Source organism: Streptomyces albospinus, from assembly GCF_014648695.1.
Taxonomy (GTDB): domain Bacteria; phylum Actinomycetota; class Actinomycetes; order Streptomycetales; family Streptomycetaceae; genus Streptomyces; species Streptomyces albospinus.
In genome coordinates this window covers 19,751-41,253 of record NZ_BMRP01000017.1, presented here as the reverse complement: position 1 = coordinate 41,253, position 21,503 = coordinate 19,751, and the positions used below count along the sequence as shown (strand labels likewise).

Below are 21,503 nucleotides of genomic sequence, written 5' to 3'. Positions count from 1 at the left end.
CCGCGGTCGCCAGCAGGGCCACCCCGGCGAGTGCGAGGGTTCTCAGGCGGTTGCGCATGATTCCTCCCAACGGACGTGAGAGCAAAGGCGGTTGAGCGTACCAAGCGGTTGGTCATTTGCTGCCCCGCGTGCCGGATCACGCGGCACGGGCCGCGCGCCGCCACCGCCCGGCGCCTTGACCCGCCTCCGGCCGCGCCCCAGGATCGCCACATGACGCAAGCGCGGAGCAATACGGTCGACGGAGTACTGCGGCGCAGCGCCCGGCGGGTGCCGGAGCGGACGGCGGTGCGCTACGGAGCGCGGAGCTGGACCTATCGCGAACTGGACGCCGCGGTCGACGCCGCGGCCCGGGTGCTGCTGGCTGCGGGGCTGCGGGCCGGCGACCGGGTGCCGTCCTACGGGCACAACTCCGACGCGTACCTGATCGGCTTTCTGGCCTGCGCCCGCGCCGGACTGGTGCACGTACCGGTCAACCACAGCCTCACCGGCGAGGACCTGCGCTACATCCTGACCCAGTCGGGCAGCGCGCTGGTGCTCACCGACCCCGCGCTGGCGCCCCAACTGCCGGAATCGGTACCGGCGATGCCGCTGCACGGCGCGCCCGACGGGCTGCTGGAGCGGATCGCAGGGGCGCCCGGCGCACCGGGCGAGGTGCCTGCCGAGGCCCCCGACGACCCGCCCGCCGACGGTTCCGGCGACGCCCTCGTCCAGCTGCTCTACACCTCGGGAACCACCGCCCTCCCCAAGGGCGCGATGATGACCCACCGCGCGCTGGTGCACGAGTACACCAGCGCGATCGTCGCCCTCGACCTCAAGGAGAGCGACCGGCCGGTGCACTCGCTGCCCCTCTACCACTCCGCGCAGATGCATGTGTTCCTGCTGCCCTATCTGGCGGTCGGCGCGGAGAACACCATCCTCGACGGGCCCGCCCCGGACCGGATCTTCGACCTGGTCGAATCCGGCCTGGCGGACAGCCTGTTCGCACCGCCGACGGTCTGGATCGCCCTCGCCCAGCACCCCGACTTCGCCGTCCGGGAGCTGAGCGGGCTCCGCAAGGCGTACTACGGGGCGTCGATCATGCCGGTGCCCGTCCTTGAGCGGCTGCGCGCCCGGCTGCCCGGGCTCGCGTTCTACAACTGCTTCGGGCAGAGCGAGATCGGGCCGCTGGCCACCGTCCTCGGCCCCGAGGAGCACGAGGGCCGGATGGACTCCTGCGGGCGACCGGTGCTGTTCGTCGAGGCGCGGGTGGTCGACCAGGAGGGCCGGGAGGTGCCGGACGGCACCCGCGGCGAGGTCGTCTACCGCTCGCCGCAGCTGTGCACCGGCTACTGGGACAAGCCGGAGGAGACCGCCGAGGCGTTCCGGGGCGGCTGGTTCCACTCCGGGGACCTCGCCGTCCGGGACGCCGAGGGCTACTTCACGGTGGTCGACCGGGTCAAGGACGTGATCAACTCCGGCGGCGTCCTGGTCGCGTCGCGCCAGGTGGAGGACGTGCTCTACGAGCATCCGCAGGTCGCCGAGGTCGCGGTCATCGGGCTGCCGGACGAGCGCTGGATCGAGGCGGTGACCGCGGTCGTGGTCCGGCGCACCGGCGGCGCGGACGGCAGCGGGGGAGCGGACGGGGGCGCCGCCGGGGTGGGGGAGGCGGAGCTGATCGCCGCGGCCCGCGCCCGCCTGGCGCCGTTCAAGGCCCCCAAGCGGGTGGTGTTCGTTGACGCGCTGCCGCGCAACGCCAGCGGCAAGGTCCTCAAGCGCGAGCTGCGGGAGCGGTTCGGCACTCCCTGAGCGGCGCGCGGAGGGCGGCTGTCAGTGCCCCCTGCCATGCTGAGAAGCGGCGGAAGGACAGCCCGACCGCTTGATCGGAGGACCCCTCATGCTGACGACTCATTACGTTCCGGGCACACCCAACTGGCTCGATCTCGGTGCCCCCGACATCCAAGCCGCCGCTGCCTTCTACGGCGCCGTGTTCGGCTGGACCTTCCAGTCGGCCGGCCCCGACAGCGGCGGCTACGGCTTCTTCCAGCTCGACGGCAAGACGGTGGGCGCCGCGGGACCGCTGATGGAGGAGGGCGCGAGTTCGGCCTGGACGGCGTACTTCCACGTTCCGGACGCCGAGGCCGCCGCCAAGGCGGTGGAGCAGGCCGGCGGCCGGGTCCGGGTCGAGCCGATGGACGTCTTCACGGCGGGCCGGCTCGCCATGTTCACCGACCCGACGGGCGCCGACTTCGCGGTATGGCAGCCCAACGAGGTCAGCGGCCTGGATGCGGTGATGGAGCCGAACACCCTGTGCTGGACGGAGCTGTACACCACCGATACCGCCGCGGCCAAGAGCTTCTACCGCTCCGTCTTCTCCTGGAGTTTCCAGGACATGCCGATGGGCGGCGACAGCGTCTACAGCATCGTCTCCTCGCCCGGGGGCGGTAAGGGCGAGGACACCGGGCAGGGCGGCGTCATGCAGCTGGCGCAGGAGCATCTGGACGCCGGCTCGACGTCCGAGTGGCACCCGTACTTCGGCGTGGCCGACTGCGACGTCACCTTCAACACGGCCGTCGAGCACGGCGCCACGGCCCTCATCCCGCCCTTCGACGCCCCCGGCGTCGGCCGGATGGCGATGCTGAAGGACCCGGCCGGCGCCGCCTTCGCCCTGATCAAGGGGGACCCGACGACGACCTGAGGCGAGCGGCACGGATCCGCCCCGGTCCGGCCGGGGCGGTCACGCCCCGGTCCGGCCGCCTCGGGCGTCCACGATGCGCTTGAGCTTCCCGACCGACCGCTCCAGCGTCTCCGGGTCGACGATCTCGACCGCGACCGAGACCCCGATGCCGTCCTTCACGCCCCGGGCGATCCGGGCGACGGCTGCCGTACGGTCCTCCGAAGTCGCGTCCGGCCGGGCCTCGGCCCGTACGGTCAGCTGGTCCATCCGGCCCTCGCGGGTCAGCCGGAGCTGGAAGTGCGGTGCGACGCCGGGGGTGCGCAGCACGATCTCCTCGACCTGCGCGGGGAAGAGATTGACCCCGCGCAGGATGATCATGTCGTCGCTGCGCCCGGTGACCTTCTCCATGCGGCGGAAGGCCGGGCGGGCGGTGCCGGGCAGCAGCCGGGTCAGATCCCGGGTGCGGTAGCGGATCACCGGCATGGCCTCTTTGGTGAGGGAGGTGAAGACCAGCTCGCCGTGCTCGCCGTCCGGCAGCACCTCGCCGGTGATCGGGTCGACGACCTCCGGGTAGAAGTGGTCCTCCCAGATGTGGAGGCCGTCCTTGGTCTCCACGCACTCCTGGGCGACGCCGGGCCCCATGACCTCCGACAGGCCGTAGATGTCCACGGCATCGATCGCGAACCGCTCCTCGATCTCCCGGCGCATCTCCTCCGTCCAGGGCTCGGCGCCGAAGATGCCCACCTGGAGCGAGGTCTTCCGGGGGTCGAGGCCCTGCCGCTCGAACTCGTCCAGCAGGGTCAGCATGTAGGAGGGCGTCACCATGATGATCTCGGGGCGGAAGTCCTGGATGATCTGCACCTGGCGGCTGGTCATCCCGCCGGACGCCGGCACGACCGTGCAGCCGAGCCGTTCCGCGCCGTAGTGCGCGCCGAGCCCGCCGGTGAACAGTCCGTATCCGTAGGCGATATGGACGGTGTGGCCGGGGCGCCCGCCGGCCGCGTGGATCGACCGGGCCACCACATCCGCCCAGTGCGACAGATCGCGCTCGGTGTAGCCGACGACCGTGGGGCGCCCGGTGGTGCCGCTCGACGCATGGATGCGGCGCACCTCGCTCCTGGGGACGGCGAACATCCCGAACGGGTACTGCGCCCGCAGATCGTCCTTGACCGTGTACGGGAAGCGCGCGAGATCACCCAGCGAGCGGCAGTCCTCGGGCCGTACGCCCGCCCGGTCGAAGGACTCCCGGTAGAAGGGGACGTGCTCGTACGCGTGCCGCAACGAGGCTTGCAGCCGGGTGAGTTGGAGTGCGCGCAAGGCGTCCGGAGAGAGCCGTTCGGCATCCTCGAACCCCGTGACCTGTCCGGACGTCCCGCTGCCCGCAGCCGCTTCCGGCATGGAGTCTCACCGCCTCGTGTCCCTACCGATCATTCGGTAGCCGCATGCGGATCCAAGTAATTCAGCGCGCGGCGACCACGTCAAGGGGCATGCCGCGAGCAGCCGCCGGGTAGCGTCCCCCGCAGGGGCGGCGTACCGAAGGTGCAGGTCGGTGGCGTCCGGCCGGCACACCGGGTCCGGGGACTCCCGCGGGGCCGCGGCCACCCGTATCCCCGGCGCCCGACTGGTCACCGTCGAGGGCGCGGGCCCTCTCGTCCACGAGGACCGGCCCGGGGAATCCCGGCCGCGGTGACCTCGTTCCCGGCGGGGTGCGCGGAGCCCGCCGACGGCAGGTCGGGCGCCGGCTGCCGGCCCGGCCGCACCGGTACCCCGGCGGGGCCGTAGGCTCCCAACATCCGCATGTCTCCCGCAGTTTCGAGAAAGGCCGACCGTGCAGCCGACTTCCTCCCTGCGCCGTATGTTGCTCGCCGGTGCCACCGCCGCGGTGCTGTTCGCCGGCGCCGGCGGGGCCGTCGCGGCGCCTGCCGCCGCGCCCGGCGGGAGCGCGCCGGCCGCCACCGTGCGTACCGGAGCCCCGGTCGCCGCCACCGCGCCCGCTCCGTACGACCGGCTGCGGCTGCTGGCCGCGCTCTCCGAGGAGCGGCTGGCCACCGCCGATCCGGTGGCCGCGGCGAAGTGGGGGACCGGCAGCCCGATCGACGATCCGGTGCGGGAGCGGCAGGTGCTGGACGCGGTGGCGGCGCAGGCCCGGCAGCTGGGCGCCGACCCGGCGGCGACGCTGCGGATCTTCCGGGACCAGATCGAGGCGAGCAAGCTCGTACAGCGGGGGCTGCACCGCCGGTGGGCCGCGGATCCGTCGCAGGCGCCGACCACCAGGCCGGATCTCGCCGAGGTCCGGAAGGAGATCAACCGCATCAACGGCGAGCTGGTGCGGGCCATCGCCGCGTCCCCGCAGGCGCGGTCGGCCCCGGCGTGTGTGCCGTGGCTCGCGGTGTCCGCGGTGCGGGTCGGCCGTCGGCACCACCTGGACGTGCTGCACGCGGCAGGGCTGGCCCGGTCGCTGCGGTCGGTCTGCGGGGGCTGAGCGGCGGGGCCCGGCCCGGCCGTCACGCCCCCCGCTCGCCCGACACCACCGCCTTCGCCCAGCGGTAGTCCGCCTTGCCGCTGGGGGAGCGCTGGATGCGGTCGGTGAAGACGACATCGCGCGGGATCTTGTAGCCGGCGAGCCGGGTCCGGCAGTGGGCCTGGATCCCCGGGACGTCCAACACATCCGCCCCGTCCCGGAGTTGCACCACGGCCGCGACGCGGTGGCCCCAGCGCTCGTCCGGAACGCCCGCCACCAGCGCGTCGTAGACGTCCGGGTGGGCCTTCAGGGCCTGTTCGACCTCCTCCGGATAGACCTTCTCGCCACCCGAGTTGATGCACTGCGAGCCGCGGCCGAGAACGGTGACCACGCCCCGTTCGTCGACGGTCGCCATGTCGCCGAGCAGCACCCAGCGGTCGCCGTGCGCCTCGAAGAACGTCTCGGCGGTCTTCACGGGGTCGTTGTAGTAGCCGAGAGGTACGTGGCCGCGCAGCGCGATACGGCCCGGCTCGCCGACCGCGACCGGCTCGTACGTGACCGGATCCACCACCGCCGTACGGGAGTTGACGTTCAGCCGGAACCCCCGCTCCGGTCCCGAGTCGTCGGTCGCGGTGCCGTTGAAGCCGGATTCGGAGGAGCCGAAGTTGTTCAGCAGCATCGCGTTCGGGACCAGCGCGCCGAACTCGGCGCGCACCGTCTCCGAGAGGATCGCGCCGGAGCTGCTGACGCTGAAGAGGGAGGAGCAGTCCGTCCCCTTGAGGGGGCCGCCGAGCGCGTCGACGAGGGGGCGCAGCATCGCGTCACCGACCAGCGAGACGCTGGTGACCCGCTCCCGCTCGATCGTGCGCAGGACCTCTTCCGGCACGTACTTGCGGTGGATGACGACCTTCTGGCCGAAGTGGAAGGCGATGAACGCGGTGAGGGTGGACGTGCCGTGCATCAGCGGCGGCGTCGGGAAGAAGACGAGGCCGTCGCCGCCGGCCGCGACCCGTTCGGCCAGTTCCGCGGGGCGTTCGACCGGCTCTCCGGTGGGTGCGCCGCCGCCCATCCCGGAGAAGAAGATGTCCTCGTGGCGCCACACCACGCCCTTGGGCATGCCGGTCGTGCCGCCCGTGTAGATGACGATCCGGTCGCCGGCGGAGCGGGGGCCGAAGCCGCGCTCCGGCGAGCCGGCCGCCTCGGCGTCCGCGAGCGGGACCGGGGCGGGTTGCGGCTCGGGGGCGCCGGGGGGCGGGGCGCCGACCCGGACGAGGTGCCGCAGCTTCGTGGTCTGCGGCTGGGCGGCGGCGACCCGTTCGGTGAACTCCGCGTCGAAGACCAGCGCCACCAGGTCGGCGTCCCGATAGAGGTAGACCAACTCCTCTTCGACATAGCGGTAGTTGACGTTCACCGGCACCGCGCGGATCTTCAGGCAGGCGTAGACGGCCTGGAGGTACTCGACGCCGTTGTAGAGGTGCAGCCCGACGTGGTCGCCGGGGCCGATGCCCTGGTCGCCGAGGTGGTGGGCGAGGCGGTTGGCGGCCCGGTCGAGCTGCGCGTAGGTCAGCCGCCGCTCCGCGCCGGTGCCGGGATGGTCGAGGTACACCAGCGCCTCGCGGTCCGGGACCGTGTCGACGATCGACTCGAAGAGGTCGGCAAGGTTGTACTCCACGTCTCCTCCAGATCGGGCGGGCGTCGGCCTGGCGGTCATTAGAGCGCCGTCGGGAGGAGCAGGGAAGGGCCGCAGCCAAGAAAACTGACTGGGCGTCAGAAAAGCCTTGAACTCGCTGTCCGGCTACTGCAACCTGTTCTCGTCGTGAGACGGGAGGACGGAATGGGCGGGACCGAAGGACCCTCGACCCCACCGCGACCGCAGCGGGCCGAGGGCACCGAACACCTCACCGTGGAGCGCGTCGGCGCGACACTGGTGCTCACCCTCAACCGGCCGGAGGCCAAGAACGCGCTCTCGCTGCCGATGCTCGTGGGGCTGTACGACGGCTGGCTGGCCGCCGACGAGGACGACGGGATCCGGTCGATCGTGCTGACCGGCGCCGGCGGCACCTTCTGCGCCGGCATGGACCTCAAGGCGCTGGCCGGCGGCGGAATGGCCGGCGAGCACCACCGCGACCGGCTGCGCGCCGACCCCGACCTGCACTGGAAGGCGATGCTCCGGCACCACCGCCCGCGCAAACCGGTCATCGCCGCCGTCGAGGGCCACTGCGTCGCCGGCGGTACGGAGATCCTCCAGGGCACCGACATCCGCGTCGCCGGCGAGAGCGCCACCTTCGGACTCTTCGAGGTCAGGCGCGGGCTGTTCCCGATCGGCGGCTCCACCGTCCGCCTGGCCCGCCAGATCCCGCGCACCCACGCCCTGGAGATGCTGCTCACGGGGCGGCCGTACCCGGCGCCGGAAGCCGCCCGCATCGGGCTGATCGGCCATGTCGTCCCCGACGGCGGGGCGTTGGCGAAGGCCCTGGAGATCGCCGAGCAGATCAACGCCTGCGGACCGCTCGCCGTCGAAGCCGTCAAGGCATCCGTGTACGAGACCGCCGGGATGACCGAGGCCGACGGGCTGGCCGCCGAACTCGCCCGCGGCTGGCCCGTGTTCGACACCGCCGACGCCAAGGAGGGCTCCCGCGCCTTCGCGGAGAAGCGCCCACCCGTCTTCCGGCGCGCCTGACCCCCAGAGACCGAGGAGTCCGCATGTCAGAGGTCCTCACGGCGCCGCTCGTCGTGGAATTCCCGTTCACCCGCTCGCTGGGTCCCGTCCAGAGCGCCTTCCTGACGGGGCTGCGCGAGCGCCTGGTGCTCGGGGTCCGGGCGACCGACGGGCGGGTGGTCGTACCGCCCGTCGAATACGACCCGGTCACCGCCGACGAGATCCGCGACCTGGTCGAGGTCGGTACCGGCGGCACGGTCACCACCTGGGCGTGGAACCCGTCCCCGCGCCGCGGCCAGCCGCTCACCACCCCCTTCGCCTGGGTCCTGGTCCGGCTCGACGGCGCCGACACCGCCCTGCTGCACGCCCTGGACGCCCCCGGCCCCGACGCCGTCCGCACCGGCATGCGGGTCCGAATCCGCTGGGCCGTCGAGCGCACCGGAGCGATCACCGACATCGCCTGCTTCGAACCGGCGGAGAACGACCCGACGGATCATCAACCGGCCCCGCATGGCGGCGAGTTCGCCGAACCGGTCACCGGCATCACCACCCCGGCCCGGCTCGACTACACCTACTCGCCCGGCCGCGCCCAGTCCCGTTACCTCCAGGCCCTCGCCGAGCACCGGACCGTCGGCGAACGCTGCCCCTCCTGCCGCAAGGTCTACGTGCCGCCCCGCGGCGCCTGTCCCACCTGCGGTGTCGCCACCGACACCCAGGTCGAGGTCGGCCCCCGCGGCACCGTCACCACCTTCTGCATCGTCAACATCAAGGCCCGCAACCTCGACATCGAGGTGCCCTACGTCTACGCCCATATCGCCCTGGACGGCGCCGACCTGGCGCTGCACGCGCGCATCGGCCAGATCCCGTACGACCAGGTCCGGATGGGCCTGCGCGTCGAACCGGTCTGGACCGAGGGCGCCCGCCACCCCGACCACTACCGGCCCACCGGCGAGCCCGATGCCGACTACGACAGCTACAAGGAGCTGATCTGATGCCCGAGCCAGCGCGCGTCCCGGCGCGGGAACCGGTCCGGGACGCGGCACGAGACGTCGCCATCGTCGCCTTCGGGCAGAGCGAGCACGTCCGCGACAGCGCCGAGACCTCCGAGGTCGAGATGCTGATGCCGGTACTCCACGACGTCCTGGCGCAGACCGGACTCCGCGCCCGGGACATCGACTTCACCTGCTCCGGCTCCTCCGACTACCTCGCCGGCCGGGCCTTCTCCTTCACCATGGCGCTGGACGGCGTCGGCGCCTGGCCGCCGATCGCCGAATCCCATGTCGAGATGGACGGCGCCTGGGCCCTCTACGAGGCATGGGTGAAGATCCTCACCGGCGAGGCCGAGACCGCGCTGGTCTACGCGTACGGCAAGTCCTCGCCCGGCGACGTCCGCGAGGTCCTCACCCGCCAGCTCGACCCGTACTACGTCGCCCCGCTCTGGCCCGACTCCGTCGCACTCGCCGCGCTCCAGGCCCGGGCGCTGATCGACGCCGGACTGGCCGACGCGCGCGAGCCGGCCGGGACGGCCGCCCGCCGCCGCGGCGGGCCGGCGCGGCCACCGGGCGAGTACGTGGTCGCGCCGCTGCGCACCGGCGACTGCCCGCCCGTCGTCGACGGCGCCGCCGCCGTCGTCCTCGCCGCCGGGGACACCGCCCGCCGGCTCACCGGCCGCCCCGCCTGGATCCGCGGCCTGGACCACCGCATCGAGGCCCACGGCCTGGGCGTCCGCGACCTCACCGACTCCCCGTCGACCCGGCTCGCCGCGGAGCGCGCCGGAGCCTTCGAACGCCCCCCGGACACAGTCGAGTTGCACGCCCCGTTCTCCTCTCAGGAGGTCGTTCTGCGCCGCGCCCTGAGGCTCGACGGACCGCAGAGCGCGCACGTCCGCATCAACCCGTCGGGCGGCGCCCTCGCCGCCAACCCCGTCATGGCCGCCGGTCTGATCCGCCTCGGCGAGGCCGCCGCCCGGATCCAGCGCGGCGAATCGGACCGTGCCCTGGCGCACGCCACCTCGGGCCCGTGCCTCCAGCAGAACCTGGTCGCCGTCCTCGAAGGGGACCCGCGCCCGGGCACCGGCGGACAACACAAGGAGGGGCAGTGAGCAAGGAGCCCGTGGCCGTCGTCGGCATCGGCCAGACCGAGCACGTCGCCGCCCGCCGTGATGTCTCCCTCGCGGGCCTGGTTCGCGAGGCCGCCCAACGTGCCCTGGAAGACGCCGAGTTGCACTGGGCCGACATCGACGCCGTGGTCATCGGCAAGGCCCCCGACTTCTTCGAGGGGGTGATGATGCCGGAGCTCTACCTCGCCGATGCGCTCGGCGCCGTGGGCAAGCCGATGCTGCGGGTGCACACCGCCGGCTCCGTCGGCGGCTCCACCGCCCTGGTCGCGGCCGACCTCGTCGCCGCCCGGGTGCACCGCACGGTCCTCACCCTCGCCTTCGAGAAGCAGTCCGAGTCCAACGCGATGTGGGGCCTGTCCCTCCCCATCCCCTTCCAGCAGCCGCTGCTGGCCGGCGCCGGCGGATTCTTCGCCCCGCACGTCCGCGCGTACATGCGGCGCACCGGTGCCCCGGACACCGTCGGCTCCCTCGTCGCCTACAAGGACCGCCGCAACGCCCTCAAGAACCCCTACGCCCACCTCCACGAAGCGGACATCACCCTGGAGAAGGTCCAGTCCTCGCCGATGCTCTGGGACCCGATCCGCTACTCCGAGACCTGCCCGTCCTCCGACGGCGCCTGCGCGATGATCCTCACCGACCGCACCGGCGCCGCCCGCACCCCGCACCCGCCGGCCTGGGTGCACGGCGGGGCGATGCGCAGCGAACCCACCCTCTTCGCCGGCAAGGACTTCGTCTCGCCGCAGGCCGGCAAGGACTGCGCCGCCGACGTCTACCGCCAGGCCGGCATCACCGACCCGCGCCGCCAGATCGACGCCGTCGAGATGTACGTCCCGTTCTCCTGGTACGAGCCGATGTGGCTGGAGAACCTCGGCTTCGCCCAGGAGGGCGAGGGCTGGAAACTCACCGAGGCCGGCGTCACCGAGCTCGACGGCGACCTTCCCGTCAACCCCTCCGGCGGCGTCCTCTCCACCAACCCCATCGGCGCCTCCGGCATGATCCGCTTCGCCGAGGCCGCCCTCCAGGTCCGCGGACAGGCCGGCGAACACCAAGTCGAGGGTGCGCGAAGGGCGTTGGGCCATGCCTACGGGGGCGGTTCCCAGTTCTTCGCCATGTGGCTGGTGGGCGCCGAAGCCCCCGCCGGCTGACGCCCGACCGCGCCCGCGGACCGCCTCCCGACGTCCTCTGTCGGTCCCCGGGCGCAGTCGTTACGCTGGCGACCGACGACGACCGGGAGGAGTGGTTACGTGGCCGAGAGCATCATCGACCAGCGGCTCGCGGGCGGGCCCAGGCCCGAACTCGACCTGACGCGCGCCGAATGGCAGTCGACCAGCCGAGGGGTGGGCGGCGATGTCCAGGTCGCATTCGTCGAGGGCTATGTCGCGATGCGCAACGGCCGCAGCCCGGAGGTGCCGGCCCTCATCTTCACCCCCGCCGAATGGCGCGGCTTCGTCCTCGGCGCCCGCGAGGGAGAGTTCGACCTGACGTAGGGCGCGGGCGAGCGCGGGACGGCAGCGCCGGCGGATCGCGGTATCGGCGCGTTCCTTGTCCGCGACGGCGCACAGTTCCGCGGGGACGCCGATGCGCAGGACGTCCTCTTCGCGTTCACAGGGTGCGGCAGCACGGCCCCGCCCGCCGCCGCGCGCACCGGGGCGGGCCGAACCGGGTGCGTACCGTACACACGTCGGGCCCGGGGGCACGGTTCCCCCAACTGCCCGGACGTATCGGTGGCCATGCCGGCCCCTCCCACCACCGCACCCCGCCCTACACCAGGTCGAAGGGGGCAGGGGCGTGGCCCTCCCAGATACGGCGGGAGGCTTCTTCGGGGTAGGGCGCGGTCGTGGGTTCGGCGTCCAGGAGGCGGGTGAGGTGCCGGTCCGGGGCGTAGGCGGCCCAGCCGGGGTCGCCGGTGGTGGCGAAGCGGACCCATGCCTGCTGGAGTTCCCGCGATACCACGATGGCTCCCGGGGCCGGCGGGGCGCCGACGAGGTCTCTGCCGGTGGGGCTGTCGAGCGTGCCGAACGCCAGGGGGACGTCGAGGCCGTGGCAGGCGCCGAGGGCCCCTCCGAGGGCCGGGGAGGGCAGCCGCAGTTCGAAGAGGAACGAGGTGCCGCCGGCCGCGGCGTTCGCCCGGGCCAAGTGCAGTGACGGCATCCGGAAGAGGGCGTCCGAGGAGACCGTTTCCAGCAGCTCCTCGGGGGTGGCCTGCGGGTGCGCGGCGCGGTAGGCGGCCGGACCGTCCGGCGCCGGGGCGAAGAGATCCAGGGCGCTACGGGCATCGTCGTCCGTGAACCCGCCGGCCCGTCCGCTCATCACGCTGAACAGCCGGAACTCATCGCGGGTATGGCCGGCGAGGAGCTCGATTCCGCCGGTTCGGCCGCCGGGCGGCGTGTGCCAGGGCGAAACGGCGAGGACCTCGCCGTCGACGACGGGGTGGACGGCGACTCCGGTGCGGCAGATCGATCCCCAACTCTCCAGGTATACGGGGAGTTCGGCGCCGAGCGACGTCAGTTCTGCGGCCAGGCGCCGGGGGGTGATGCCGGAGAGTTCCCGGGCGGTGGGCGCCGTGCCGAGCCGGGTGGCGAGCGCGACGGTGACCTGTTCCGCCAGCGCGGGGGTGCAGTGGCAGCCCGGCACCGAGTGGGTGATGGCCCGTCGGAACAGGCCGCGGGCCGGCTGCATCGTCAGCAGGGCGGCGATCGATCCCGCCCCGGCGGACTGCCCGGCCACGGTGACCCGGTCGGGATCCCCGCCGAACGCGGCGATGTTCCGCCGCACCCAGTGCAGTGCCGCGATCTGGTCGAGGAATCCGCGGTTGGGCGGGGAGCCGTCGAGGAAGGCGAAACCCTCGGCGCCCAGCCGGTAGTTGATGCTCACCACGACGAGCCCCGCCCCGGCCAGCGCCGCAGGGTCGTACACCGGGTCACTCGACGCCCCCGCGACATAGGCGCCTCCGTGGATCCACACCAGCACCGGCAACCCCGCCGCGCCCGGATCGGGCGTGCAGACATTGAGCGTCAGCCAGTCCGTGCGCTCGTCCGTACTCGGCCGAACCGGGCCGGACTGCGGAGCCGCCGGCCCGAACTCGGCCGCCTCCCGCGTCCCGTCCCAGCGCGGCACCGGGGCGGGTGCGGCGAACCGCAGCGCTCCCACCGGCGGTGCGGCGTACGGGATGCCGCGGAACACCGCGTGGCCCTGCCGCCGGCGCCCCCTTGTCGCACCTTCCGCGGTACGTACTGTCGGCTGCTCGGACATGTAACTCCCTTCCGCCGTAGGCCTCCAGGGTTATCGGCCATATGTATTATGTCAAGCGTATGGGAAAGGGGGTGGAGAGGCCGGCGAGGGCGGGACGGGTGGGCCACGCGCACGAGCCCCGCCACGCCCTCGCCGCCGTCGACCAGCTCCAAGACCGTTGCCTGGACCGGCTGTTCGTCGGAGGCGAGAGGCGCGCGGGGCTCTCGGGGGCGGAACTCGCGTTGTTCCGGCGGTGGTCGAGGCGCCGCCGGACCGGCCTCAGGGCCAGTCGCGCAGTTCGGGCAGGGGTGCGCTCGTTCCGGCGACCGTGCAGTGGAGGGGGTCGCTCGGGGTCCGGCCCGCCAGCCAGGCGGCGAGGTCGGTGAGGGTGCCGCGAACGGTCGCCGTCGGCGCGCCCGCCGGTCCGTACGGCGGCCGTGCTGTCGCGTCGTCGGTCGCTTCGAGGGTGAGGCGGAGGTCCTTCGGCGCGCGGGGGGCCAGGTGGTCCAGGAGGTGGTGGCACAGGGCCGGGGGCCAGTCCGCGGGCCCGGGGCCGAGGAGTGCGTCGGCCGTATGGATCGTCAACTCCCGCCACCAGCACAGCAATGCGCCGTGCAGATCGCCGTCGCGGTACCCGACCGGCCGTGACCAGTCCGCCGGACCGACCGCCGCCCAGGCCGCGGACGCCTCGGCGAGGGCGTCGGTCACGGCCTGACGGAGGGCCGCCGCGTCGCGCCGGGAGCCCTCCTCGATGGCGGCGGTCCGGGCCGGGAACCCGCCGTCGTAGGGGGCGATCAGCTCGCCGCGCAGCGCGTGGCGGGCCTGGCGGGTCATGGCGCGGCCGATGCCCTCGATGTGGGAGAGGACATGGGCGCGGGACCAGCCGGGGAGTGCGCCGGGCTCGCGGACGGAGGCGTCGGTGAGGGCGGGGAGCAGGGCGCGGAGCCGTGCCTGTTGGGCCTCGACCTCGTCGCGTACGGCCTCTGCGGTGAGCGGGGTCGGTGTCGTCATGGCCACAGGAGTCCCTTCTCCCACGTCGTGCCGGTCCGGCGGTACAGGAGCCGGGTGTGGTTGCGCTCCTTGTCGCCCTGCCAGAACTCCACCGACTCGGCCCGGACGGTGTGCAGTGTCCACTGCGGCGGCACCAGGTCGGGGTCGCGGGCGAGCCGGGCGGCGGAGGCGGCCACCGCGGCGTCCCGCTCGGCCGGGTCGGTCAGCGGCGTGCTCTGCCGGCCGAGCAGGGCCTCGGCGCGTGCCCCGGTGCCCCGGGCGCGGAAGTCGGCGGCGGAACGCTCCGCCCTCTCCCGCACCACCGGTCCCCGCACGCGTACTTGGCGGGCCAGCGGCTGCCAGTAGAAGGTCAGCGCGGCATACGGGCGGGCGGCCAGCTCGCGGCCCTTGGTGCTGTCGTCGTGCGCGGCGAACCGCCAGCCGTCCGTGTCGATGTCCTTGAGGATCAGGGTACGGGCGGACGGATCGCCGTCGGCGTCGGCGGTGGAGACCGTCATGGCGTGCGGTTCGGGGATCTGCGCCCGGATGGCGCCGAGGAGCCATGCGGTGAACAGGTCCACGGGGTCGTCGGGCGTGTCCACCGGGTCGAAGGCGGGCAGCTCGCCTCCGAACACCGGGAGATCGCGGAGCAGTTGACGCAGGTCGGCCATGTATCCCCCTCACGTGTTAATGGTTGCTGGCGACGCTACCATTAGCGCCATGGAAACAGCACGGCTCGCCCTGGACCTTGCGGTCACCCTCCGCCACGACGGGCACGGCGGCGTCGCCGACGATCTGGCCGATACGGCGGGGCTCGCGGCATGGGTGGCGGAACGCGCCGCCCTCCTGGACGGCGCGCAGGACCTGGGCACCCCGGACGAGTCGCTGCTCGCCGCCGTCCGGGAGCTGCGGTCCGCCGTCCGGTCGCTGTTCGCCCGCGCCGTCCGCCCGGGACCGCCCAGCGCCGCGGACGCCCACCGGCTGCTCCCGGAGGACGAGGCGATCCGCCGGCTGAACGCCGCCGCGGCCCGGGTCCCGACCGCGCCCCGGCTCAGCTGGGAGCCGGACGCGCCGCCCGCCCTGCGCGACCTCCCGGCCGGCACCCCGCCGGCCGCCGACCGGCTCACCGCCGCGCTCGCCCGCGCCGCCATCTCCTTCCTCCACGGCCCGGACCGCGAACTGCTGCGCGCCTGCCCGGCACCCCGCTGTGTGCGCTACTTCGTCAAGGACCACGCCCGCCAGGAGTGGTGCACACCCTCCTGCGGCAACCGCGCCCGGGTCGCCCGGCACCACGAGCGGCACCGGGAGCAGCGCGGCGGCGCGCCCGGGAATCCGTCCGGCTGACGGTGCCGTCCCCGCTGACGCGTCGCGGCCGACGTCCGCGCGGCGACCGGGGCCGGGCCACGTACGATGGCGGCATGTCCTTCCTCCGCCGCCGTAGCGCCACGCCCGCCGGTCCAGACTTCGACGTACTCGCCATGGACCCCGGGGACTGGCCCGGCAATCTCGGGGCCGGGCTGCTGCCCGCGCCGGACGGGAGCTGCCAGGGCGTCTTCCTCCGCTACGACCTGTTCGGCGGGCGCGGCCCCGCGATGATCATCGGCAATCTGCCGGAGGGCTCCCCGGCCCGCGAGCTGGACGAGGGCGAGGTGCCCTTCGAGGTGGCCCAGCTGCTCGCGGCGCTCGGCAACGACGAGCCGGTGACGGTCGTCGAGAGTGAGGACACCCCCGTGATGCACGAGGACAACCTCCTCATCGTCAAGCGCATCAAGTGCTCCGAGAGCCGCATCTCCTGCGCGCAGTTCGACCGCAGCGACGGCGTGCTGGTCACCATCGCCAGCTGGGACCGTCCGATCACGGACGACCTGTACGCGCTGCTCAAGCCGCTCCCCGCGGAGCTCTTCCAGCAGGGCTGACCCGGAGCGGACATACCGCGGAGCGCGTTCGCGCCCGGTGGACGGCCCCTGCCGCCCACCGGGCGCGACGCGTTCTTCGGGCGCGCCCCGCTCGTCTACGACCCCGACGCCGGCGACTCCGAGGGCCTGACGTCCACATCGGCCGCCCGTACGTACCCCACCCGGTGCCCGAGCTGGATCTCGTAGTACTCGTCCCGGCCGCGGACGATCGCATGCTTGCCCAGGTCGAAGGTCGGCGCGTAGAAGTAGTCGCTCGGGAGGCGCCCGCCGACCGCGTACGCCTGACCGGCGAGGAGCTTGTACGGCAGCGGGGAGACCGCCTGCACCGGCACCCGCGACGGGTATGCCGCGGTCTCCGGGTACGCGCGTCCGTAGACCGGGATCTCCGCCCGGCCGGCCTTCGGTGTGGCGACCAGGCCCTTGGCGTTCACGGCCGTGGGAACGACGAGCGGATTGCGGAACCACGCCTTCTGCCCGAGGTACCAGATCGCCGTCCAGTCGCCGGACCGGCCGGCCACCGCGAACCGCTGGCCCGTCGTCGCCCGCGCCCCCGTGTCGTTGACCCCGGTCGTCGTGGCGGAGCCGTCCGGATGCAGCCCGATGTCCTGGACCAGCGGGGCGCTCTCGCTCGGCCCGGTGTGCAGCCGGACGGCCGTGGAGCCGTGGTCGGGGCACGGCAGGCCGGCCTGCGCGCAGCCGGTGTAGCCCGGCCGGTTGAGCGGGTAGAGGGGCAGGATGGTGACCAGGCCGCCGTGCGGGCCCGCGGTGGGGATGAACGGCCGGCCCAGCAGGGTGAAGTAGTGCGCCCAGTCCCAGTACGGGCCGGGGTCGGTGTGCATCCCGGGGATCGTGGACGTCGTGGTGCCCGGCACGTTGTCGTGGCCCAGGATGTGCTGCCGGTCCAGCGGGATGCCGTACCTGTGGGCCAGGTACGTCACCAGGCGGGCCGACGTCCGGTACATCGCCTCCGTGTACCAGGCGTCCGGCGCGGCGAGGAAGCCCTCGTGCTCGATGCCGATCGAGTGCGAGTTCACGAACCAGTTGCCCGCGTGCCAGGCGACGTCCTTGGTCGGCACGTGCTGCGCGATCAGCCCGTCCGAGGAGCGGACGGTGTAGTGCCAGGACACGTACTTGGGGTCCTTGATCAGCCGGAGGCTGGTCTCCCAGGACCCCTCGGTGTCATGGATGACGATGGTGTCGATCCGCTGGTCCTTGGGGCGGTCCGCCAGGTCGTGGTTGCCGTAGTTGGTCTTGTCGTACACCTCGTACGGGGCCGGCCAGGACTCGCAGGCGACGGTCCAGGGGCACTCCAGCGCACCCGCGGAGCCGTGGGCGGAGGTCCGCCGCTGTGCGGAGCCGGCGGACGCGCCGATACGTTTCGCCTGGGCGGGATCGGCGGTCAGTGCCGGCGCGGCGGCCAGGGTGACCCGCTGGCCGGCGTCGGTGGTCCGCGACTGGCCGCGGCGCATCACCGAGAAAACGTCGTTCGCGAAGGCCGCGCCGCCGCGCGCACTGTCCTCGCCACCGTAGCGCGCCACCGCCGCGTACCACTTCGCCGGGTCGCTGCTCGCCGGCAGCCGCAGCCCGCGCTGCGCCGCGGCCAGCAGGGCAGCGCCGCCGAGCACATTCGCCGCGGAGTCGGTGCGCAGCTTCGCCGCCGGCAGCCCGGTCAGCTTCGCCGCCTCGGGCAACGTCCGCAGCCGGGCCGGGAGTTGGGCGGGCAGCACCGCCCGGCGCGCCTGCGCGGCCGGCACCGTCCGGCGGGTCCGGGAGGTGTCGCCACGGGCGTCCTCGTCGTCACCGCTGAACTCCGGCAGCCGCGCCACGGCCGCGCGGGCGTCGGTCAGGTGCATCGGGCCGTAGCCCCCGGAGACGCTGGGTGCGCCGCCGTGGCCGTCCCAGCGGGACTCCAGATACGAGACGCCCAGGAGCACACTGCGGGGCACGTGGAAGCGCGCGGCGGCCTCGCCGAAGGCTCGCTGGAGCGCGTCGGACCGGGGCTGCCCGGCATGTGCGGACGGAGCCGCCGAGACCATCGGCAGCAGCAGCACCGCGGCGGCGACGGCGGTGGCGGACCTGCACAGCGCGGGACGGTGGGTTCTCGTGTCGTCTTCCGGGGCGGATCCTCGCAAAACAGCCTCCTCAAGCCGGCCCGAGCCGGGGCGGTGTGACGGTGTGCCAGGACCTGGTCCGGCGTTCACCATCAGCCAGGTCCTACGGCCGTGCGGGAGAACCCGAGACTAAAGCCCTCGGTCGGCCGAGAGCCAGAGGCTTGCCGACGTTCCGTCAACTACCTCATCCGGTTGGGATGTCGCATGTCAGGGCGTCACCGGAGGAGTCTTCCCGGGGCGGAGCCCGGGGCTGCGAAACGTCAGTGGAATGGACCAATACAGGGGTGAGCGGCGCGCCCCCGAGGGGCTGCGCCGCTCACCATTCCCCTTCGGGGGTGCCGCCTCGCCGGCACCCCCCGGCGGTCAGCGAGTGCCGACCGCCGCCCGTACCGCACGCCGTGCCATCTGGCAGTCGTCGTGCAGTCGGCGCAGGAGCAGCCGCTGCTCCTCGCCCGCCGCGGGCGCCCCGGGCTGTCCCGGACCCGGTGTCCCGGTCGGCGTGGGCTCGCGCATGGTGCGCTGGACCGCGGTCTCGTAGCGACGGATCTCGCGGGTGAGCACCAGCATCAGATTCACCAGGAAGGCGTCCCGCGAGGCGGTGCCCGCGGCCTGGGCGAGCTGGCTGATGTGCCGGCGGGCCACCGGCGCGTCACCGAGCACCGACCACAGGGTGGCCAGGTCGTAGCCCGGCAGGTACCAGCCCGCGTTGTCCCAGTCGAGCAGCACCGGGCCCGCGGGGGACAGCAGGACGTTGTTCAGCAGCGCGTCGCCGTGACAGAACTGGCCCTGGGTGTGCGAGAGGCCGTGCAGCAGTTTCTGGAGGTCCCCCAGATCACGGTCGGTGAGCAGCCCCAGGTCGTGGTAGCGCCCGATCCGGCCCGCGTAGTCCAGGGGGGCGTCGAACAGCCCGGCGGGCGGGCGCCACAGATTGATCCGGCAGATCGCGCCCAGCGCGGCCCGCACATCGGCGCGCGGCGGCGCCTCCTGGGGATGCCGCGTCAGGGCCGCCACCCGGCCCGGCATCCGCTCGACGACCAGCGTGCAGTTGTCGGGATCGGCTGCCACCAGACGCGGCACCCGGACCGGCGGACGGTGCCGGACGAATGCCCGGTACGCGCTTATTTCCTGCTGGAAGCTCTCGACCCACGCGGGCGAATGGTCCAGTAAACACTTGGCGACCGCGCTCATCCGCCCGGTCGTGCCCACGAGGAGTACGGACTTTCCACTGCGGCGCAGCACCTGGACCGGATTGAACTCCGGGCAGATGCGGTGCACCGAGGCTACGGCGGCGCGCAGCTGGGCGCCCTGAGGGCCGGACAAGTCGAGTCTCCCGCTGAGCGGTTGGGTGCCCATCCCCTGTGCCCGCCGGTTCCGGCCGCCGGGGAGACCGGTCACCGCCCCCGCGGAAGGGGAGGGATCGAGATACGGCCCGCTGCCGGCAGGATGCGGGCGGTACGTCCGGGTGGGGGCGGTCACGGCGGACGATGCTGCATACATGGGTGAGACAGATCCCTTCGTGCGCCGACGAGTTGCGTGCGCTCCCGGCCCGGTGGGGGAACCCGTGAACGGGCCCCGTGCAGGAGGCCGATCCAGGGTCCCTGTGAAGGGCGCGCACCCTGGGGAATGCGGTCCCGCCACCGGGCCGGGGGCTGCACACCTACCGAACACGCGGCTACGGGTGGCAGACCATCTGGCGCACCCTGGCGAACCCTGGCGAATGGTCGCACCGCATGTCACCGGCCGGTTACTGTCAACTCAGTCGAGGAACCTGGGGGCTTGACGTGAACAGGGAGCCGAACACCCGTCTCGCGGATCTTTTCGGTCTGGCCGGCTGGTCCAAAGGAGAACTGGCGAGGCTGGTCAACCGGCAGGCGGCGGCCATGGGCCATCCGCAGCTGGCGACCGACACCTCGCGGGTACGGCGCTGGATCGACATGGGGGAGACCCCCCGGGATCCGGTGCCCAAGGTCCTGGCTTCCCTCTTCACCGAGCGCCTCGGCCGTGTCGTAACCATCGAGGACCTCGGGTTCGCCAGAACCGGTCGCTCGGGGAAGCGGCAGGCCATGGACGGTCTGCCGTGGGCTCCCGAACGGACCGCCGCGGTCCTCACGGAATTCACGGGAATGGACCTCATGCTCAATCGACGCGGCTTGGTGGGTGCGGGCGCTGCGCTCGCCGCGGGCTCCGCACTCACCGGCGCCATGCACGACTGGCTGCACACCGAACCGGCCTCTACCGCCCTCCGCCACGACGATCCGCTCGCCCACTCCTCCCTGCACGAACTCGACCAGATCGGCCTCGACCGCTATGAGGCGGCCCCCGTGGGGTCGCAGGAGATCGACGCGCTGGAGCGCTCGGTCGAGGTGTTCCGCGCCTGGGACGCGGCCCGCGGCGGCGGGTTGCAGCGCAAGGCCGTGGTCGGCCAGCTCAACGAGGTCGGCGGCATGCTCGCCTACCGCCACCCCGACCACCTCCAGCGGAGGCTCTGGGGGGTCGCGGCCAACCTCGCCGTACTGGCCGGCTGGATGTCCCACGACGTCGGCCTGGAGCCCACCGCGCAGAAGTACTTCATCATCGCCGCCCATGCGGCCCGCGAGGGCGGCGACCGCCCGCGGGCCGGCGAAGCGCTCTCCCGGGCCGCGCGCCAGATGGTCCACCTGGGGCGCCCGGACGACGCACTCGACCTGATGAAGCTGGCCCAGTCCGGATCCGGTGGCGAGACCCTGCCGCGGACCCGCGCCATGCTGCACACCATCGAGGCATGGGCCCAGGCGTCGAAGGGGCACGGCCAGGCGATGCGCCGCACGCTCGGCGAGGCGGAGGAGCTGTTCGTCTCGGACAAGGGCGATGTGCCGCCGCCGTGCTGGATGCAGATGTTCGACGAGGCGGACCTCCACGGCATGCAGGCGCTGGCGTTCCGTACGCTCGCCGAGCACGACCCGTCGGCCGCCAAGATCGCCCAGAGTCACGCCAGGAAGGCCCTCCAGCTGAGGGAGAACGGCCGTCAGCGGTCGCAGATCTTCGACTACATCTCGATGGCCTCGGCCTGTTTCATCGGCGACGACCCCGAACAGGCCGACCGCTACGCCCGGTTGGCCCTGGTCTCCATCGGCGAGAACTCCTCACACCGCACCTGGGACCGGCTCCGCGAGATGTTCCGGCTCACCGGCCAGTACGCCGACTACGGCAAGATCCAGGACCTGCGCGAGGAGATCCAGCAGGTCCTGCCGAAGGCGAAACCCCGGGCCAAGGGCGCGTCGCTGGGACCGGGAATCGGGACGGGACCGAACTTCTCGGTCTGACCCGGCGGCCGGCACCGCAGCGCGGTCGGCGCTCGGGACCGCGGTCCCGTATGCGCTTTCC

General features: G+C 73.1%; 19 protein-coding genes. 12 read left to right on the top strand and 7 right to left on the bottom strand.

From position 1 onward, the window contains the following. The first annotated feature begins 210 nt into the window (after positions 1 to 210). Complete coding sequence (locus IEZ17_RS22765; protein WP_189303041.1) at positions 211 to 1,785, top strand: fatty acyl-CoA synthetase; 1,575 nt, start codon at positions 211 to 213, stop codon at positions 1,783 to 1,785. Positions 1,786 to 1,873: 88 nt separating this feature from the next. Next, positions 1,874 to 2,674: a VOC family protein gene (locus tag IEZ17_RS22760; RefSeq protein ID WP_189303039.1), complete on the top strand. Its 801-nt coding sequence runs from the start codon at positions 1,874 to 1,876 to the stop codon at positions 2,672 to 2,674. A gap of 39 nt (positions 2,675 to 2,713) precedes the next feature. Here IEZ17_RS22760 and paaK read toward each other — a convergent pair whose 3' ends face one another. Continuing rightward, complete coding sequence (gene paaK / locus IEZ17_RS22755; RefSeq protein ID WP_189303037.1) at positions 2,714 to 4,051, bottom strand: phenylacetate--CoA ligase PaaK; 1,338 nt, start codon at positions 4,049 to 4,051, stop codon at positions 2,714 to 2,716. 151 nt (positions 4,052 to 4,202) lie between these two features. On the opposite strand from paaK, the gene IEZ17_RS22750 reads away from it, so the two are divergent. Next, positions 4,203 to 4,343 carry a hypothetical protein gene (locus tag IEZ17_RS22750; RefSeq protein ID WP_189303287.1) on the top strand — a complete coding sequence of 47 codons (141 nt, stop codon included), beginning with the start codon at positions 4,203 to 4,205 and terminating at the stop codon, positions 4,341 to 4,343. Between the two features lie 138 nt (positions 4,344 to 4,481). Beyond that, positions 4,482 to 5,135: a chorismate mutase gene (locus tag IEZ17_RS22745; RefSeq protein ID WP_229852526.1), complete on the top strand. Its 654-nt coding sequence runs from the start codon at positions 4,482 to 4,484 to the stop codon at positions 5,133 to 5,135. A gap of 22 nt (positions 5,136 to 5,157) precedes the next feature. Here the strand turns inward: IEZ17_RS22745 and IEZ17_RS22740 are convergent, their stop codons facing one another. Then, positions 5,158 to 6,786: an acyl-CoA synthetase gene (locus tag IEZ17_RS22740; protein ID WP_189303035.1), complete on the bottom strand. Its 1,629-nt coding sequence runs from the start codon at positions 6,784 to 6,786 to the stop codon at positions 5,158 to 5,160. A 162-nt stretch (positions 6,787 to 6,948) separates the two neighbouring features. On the opposite strand from IEZ17_RS22740, the gene IEZ17_RS22735 reads away from it, so the two are divergent. The 5 genes from IEZ17_RS22735 to IEZ17_RS22715 all read left to right on the top strand — a co-directional run bounded on the left by IEZ17_RS22735 (position 6,949) and on the right by IEZ17_RS22715 (position 11,379). Continuing rightward, positions 6,949 to 7,794 (top strand): crotonase/enoyl-CoA hydratase family protein, encoded by an 846-nt coding sequence (locus IEZ17_RS22735; protein ID WP_189303033.1) that lies wholly within the window; start codon positions 6,949 to 6,951, stop codon positions 7,792 to 7,794. Positions 7,795 to 7,817: 23 nt separating this feature from the next. Next, the gene (locus IEZ17_RS22730; RefSeq protein ID WP_189303031.1) at positions 7,818 to 8,765 is read left to right on the top strand and encodes a Zn-ribbon domain-containing OB-fold protein; all 948 of its coding nucleotides are present in this window, start codon (positions 7,818 to 7,820) and stop codon (positions 8,763 to 8,765) included. Continuing rightward, complete coding sequence (locus IEZ17_RS22725) at positions 8,765 to 9,874, top strand: thiolase family protein (RefSeq protein WP_189303020.1); 1,110 nt, start codon at positions 8,765 to 8,767, stop codon at positions 9,872 to 9,874. Before IEZ17_RS22730 ends, IEZ17_RS22725 begins: the two co-directional genes overlap by 1 nt. Further along, on the top strand, positions 9,871 to 11,037 hold the full coding sequence (locus IEZ17_RS22720) for a thiolase family protein (protein ID WP_189303018.1): 1,167 nt from the start codon (positions 9,871 to 9,873) through the stop codon (positions 11,035 to 11,037). The genes IEZ17_RS22725 and IEZ17_RS22720 overlap by 4 nt, the downstream gene beginning before the upstream one ends. Before the next feature lie 99 nt (positions 11,038 to 11,136). Further along, positions 11,137 to 11,379, top strand: coding sequence for a DUF397 domain-containing protein (locus IEZ17_RS22715; RefSeq protein ID WP_189303016.1), 243 nt, complete (start codon positions 11,137 to 11,139; stop codon positions 11,377 to 11,379). A 274-nt stretch (positions 11,380 to 11,653) separates the two neighbouring features. Here the strand turns inward: IEZ17_RS22715 and IEZ17_RS22710 are convergent, their stop codons facing one another. From IEZ17_RS22710 to IEZ17_RS22700, 3 genes are all read right to left on the bottom strand, one after another. Further along, complete coding sequence (locus tag IEZ17_RS22710) at positions 11,654 to 13,144, bottom strand: carboxylesterase/lipase family protein (protein WP_189303014.1); 1,491 nt, start codon at positions 13,142 to 13,144, stop codon at positions 11,654 to 11,656. 258 nt (positions 13,145 to 13,402) lie between these two features. Continuing rightward, a complete protein-coding gene (locus IEZ17_RS22705; protein ID WP_189303012.1) occupies positions 13,403 to 14,134 on the bottom strand; it encodes a maleylpyruvate isomerase family mycothiol-dependent enzyme in 732 nt (243 codons plus the stop codon). Next, complete coding sequence (locus IEZ17_RS22700) at positions 14,131 to 14,784, bottom strand: pyridoxine/pyridoxamine 5'-phosphate oxidase (RefSeq protein ID WP_189303010.1); 654 nt, start codon at positions 14,782 to 14,784, stop codon at positions 14,131 to 14,133. The genes IEZ17_RS22705 and IEZ17_RS22700 overlap by 4 nt, the downstream gene beginning before the upstream one ends. A gap of 49 nt (positions 14,785 to 14,833) precedes the next feature. On the opposite strand from IEZ17_RS22700, the gene IEZ17_RS22695 reads away from it, so the two are divergent. Both IEZ17_RS22695 and IEZ17_RS22690 read left to right on the top strand, forming a co-directional pair. Then, complete coding sequence (locus tag IEZ17_RS22695) at positions 14,834 to 15,457, top strand: CGNR zinc finger domain-containing protein (RefSeq protein ID WP_189303008.1); 624 nt, start codon at positions 14,834 to 14,836, stop codon at positions 15,455 to 15,457. Positions 15,458 to 15,531: 74 nt separating this feature from the next. Then, the gene (locus IEZ17_RS22690) at positions 15,532 to 16,029 is read left to right on the top strand and encodes a hypothetical protein (protein WP_189302999.1); all 498 of its coding nucleotides are present in this window, start codon (positions 15,532 to 15,534) and stop codon (positions 16,027 to 16,029) included. Between the two features lie 95 nt (positions 16,030 to 16,124). On the opposite strand, the gene IEZ17_RS22685 is transcribed toward IEZ17_RS22690, so the two are convergent. Next, the gene (locus IEZ17_RS22685) at positions 16,125 to 18,161 is read right to left on the bottom strand and encodes an N-acetylmuramoyl-L-alanine amidase (RefSeq protein ID WP_189302997.1); all 2,037 of its coding nucleotides are present in this window, start codon (positions 18,159 to 18,161) and stop codon (positions 16,125 to 16,127) included. A 342-nt stretch (positions 18,162 to 18,503) separates the two neighbouring features. Continuing rightward, positions 18,504 to 19,637 carry an aminoglycoside phosphotransferase family protein gene (locus IEZ17_RS22680; RefSeq protein WP_189302995.1) on the bottom strand — a complete coding sequence of 378 codons (1,134 nt, stop codon included), beginning with the start codon at positions 19,635 to 19,637 and terminating at the stop codon, positions 18,504 to 18,506. A 284-nt stretch (positions 19,638 to 19,921) separates the two neighbouring features. Between IEZ17_RS22680 and IEZ17_RS22675 the strand changes: the two genes are divergently transcribed. Continuing rightward, positions 19,922 to 21,442, top strand: coding sequence for a DNA-binding protein NsdB (locus IEZ17_RS22675; RefSeq protein WP_189302993.1), 1,521 nt, complete (start codon positions 19,922 to 19,924; stop codon positions 21,440 to 21,442). Positions 21,443 to 21,503: the final 61 nt, after the last annotated feature.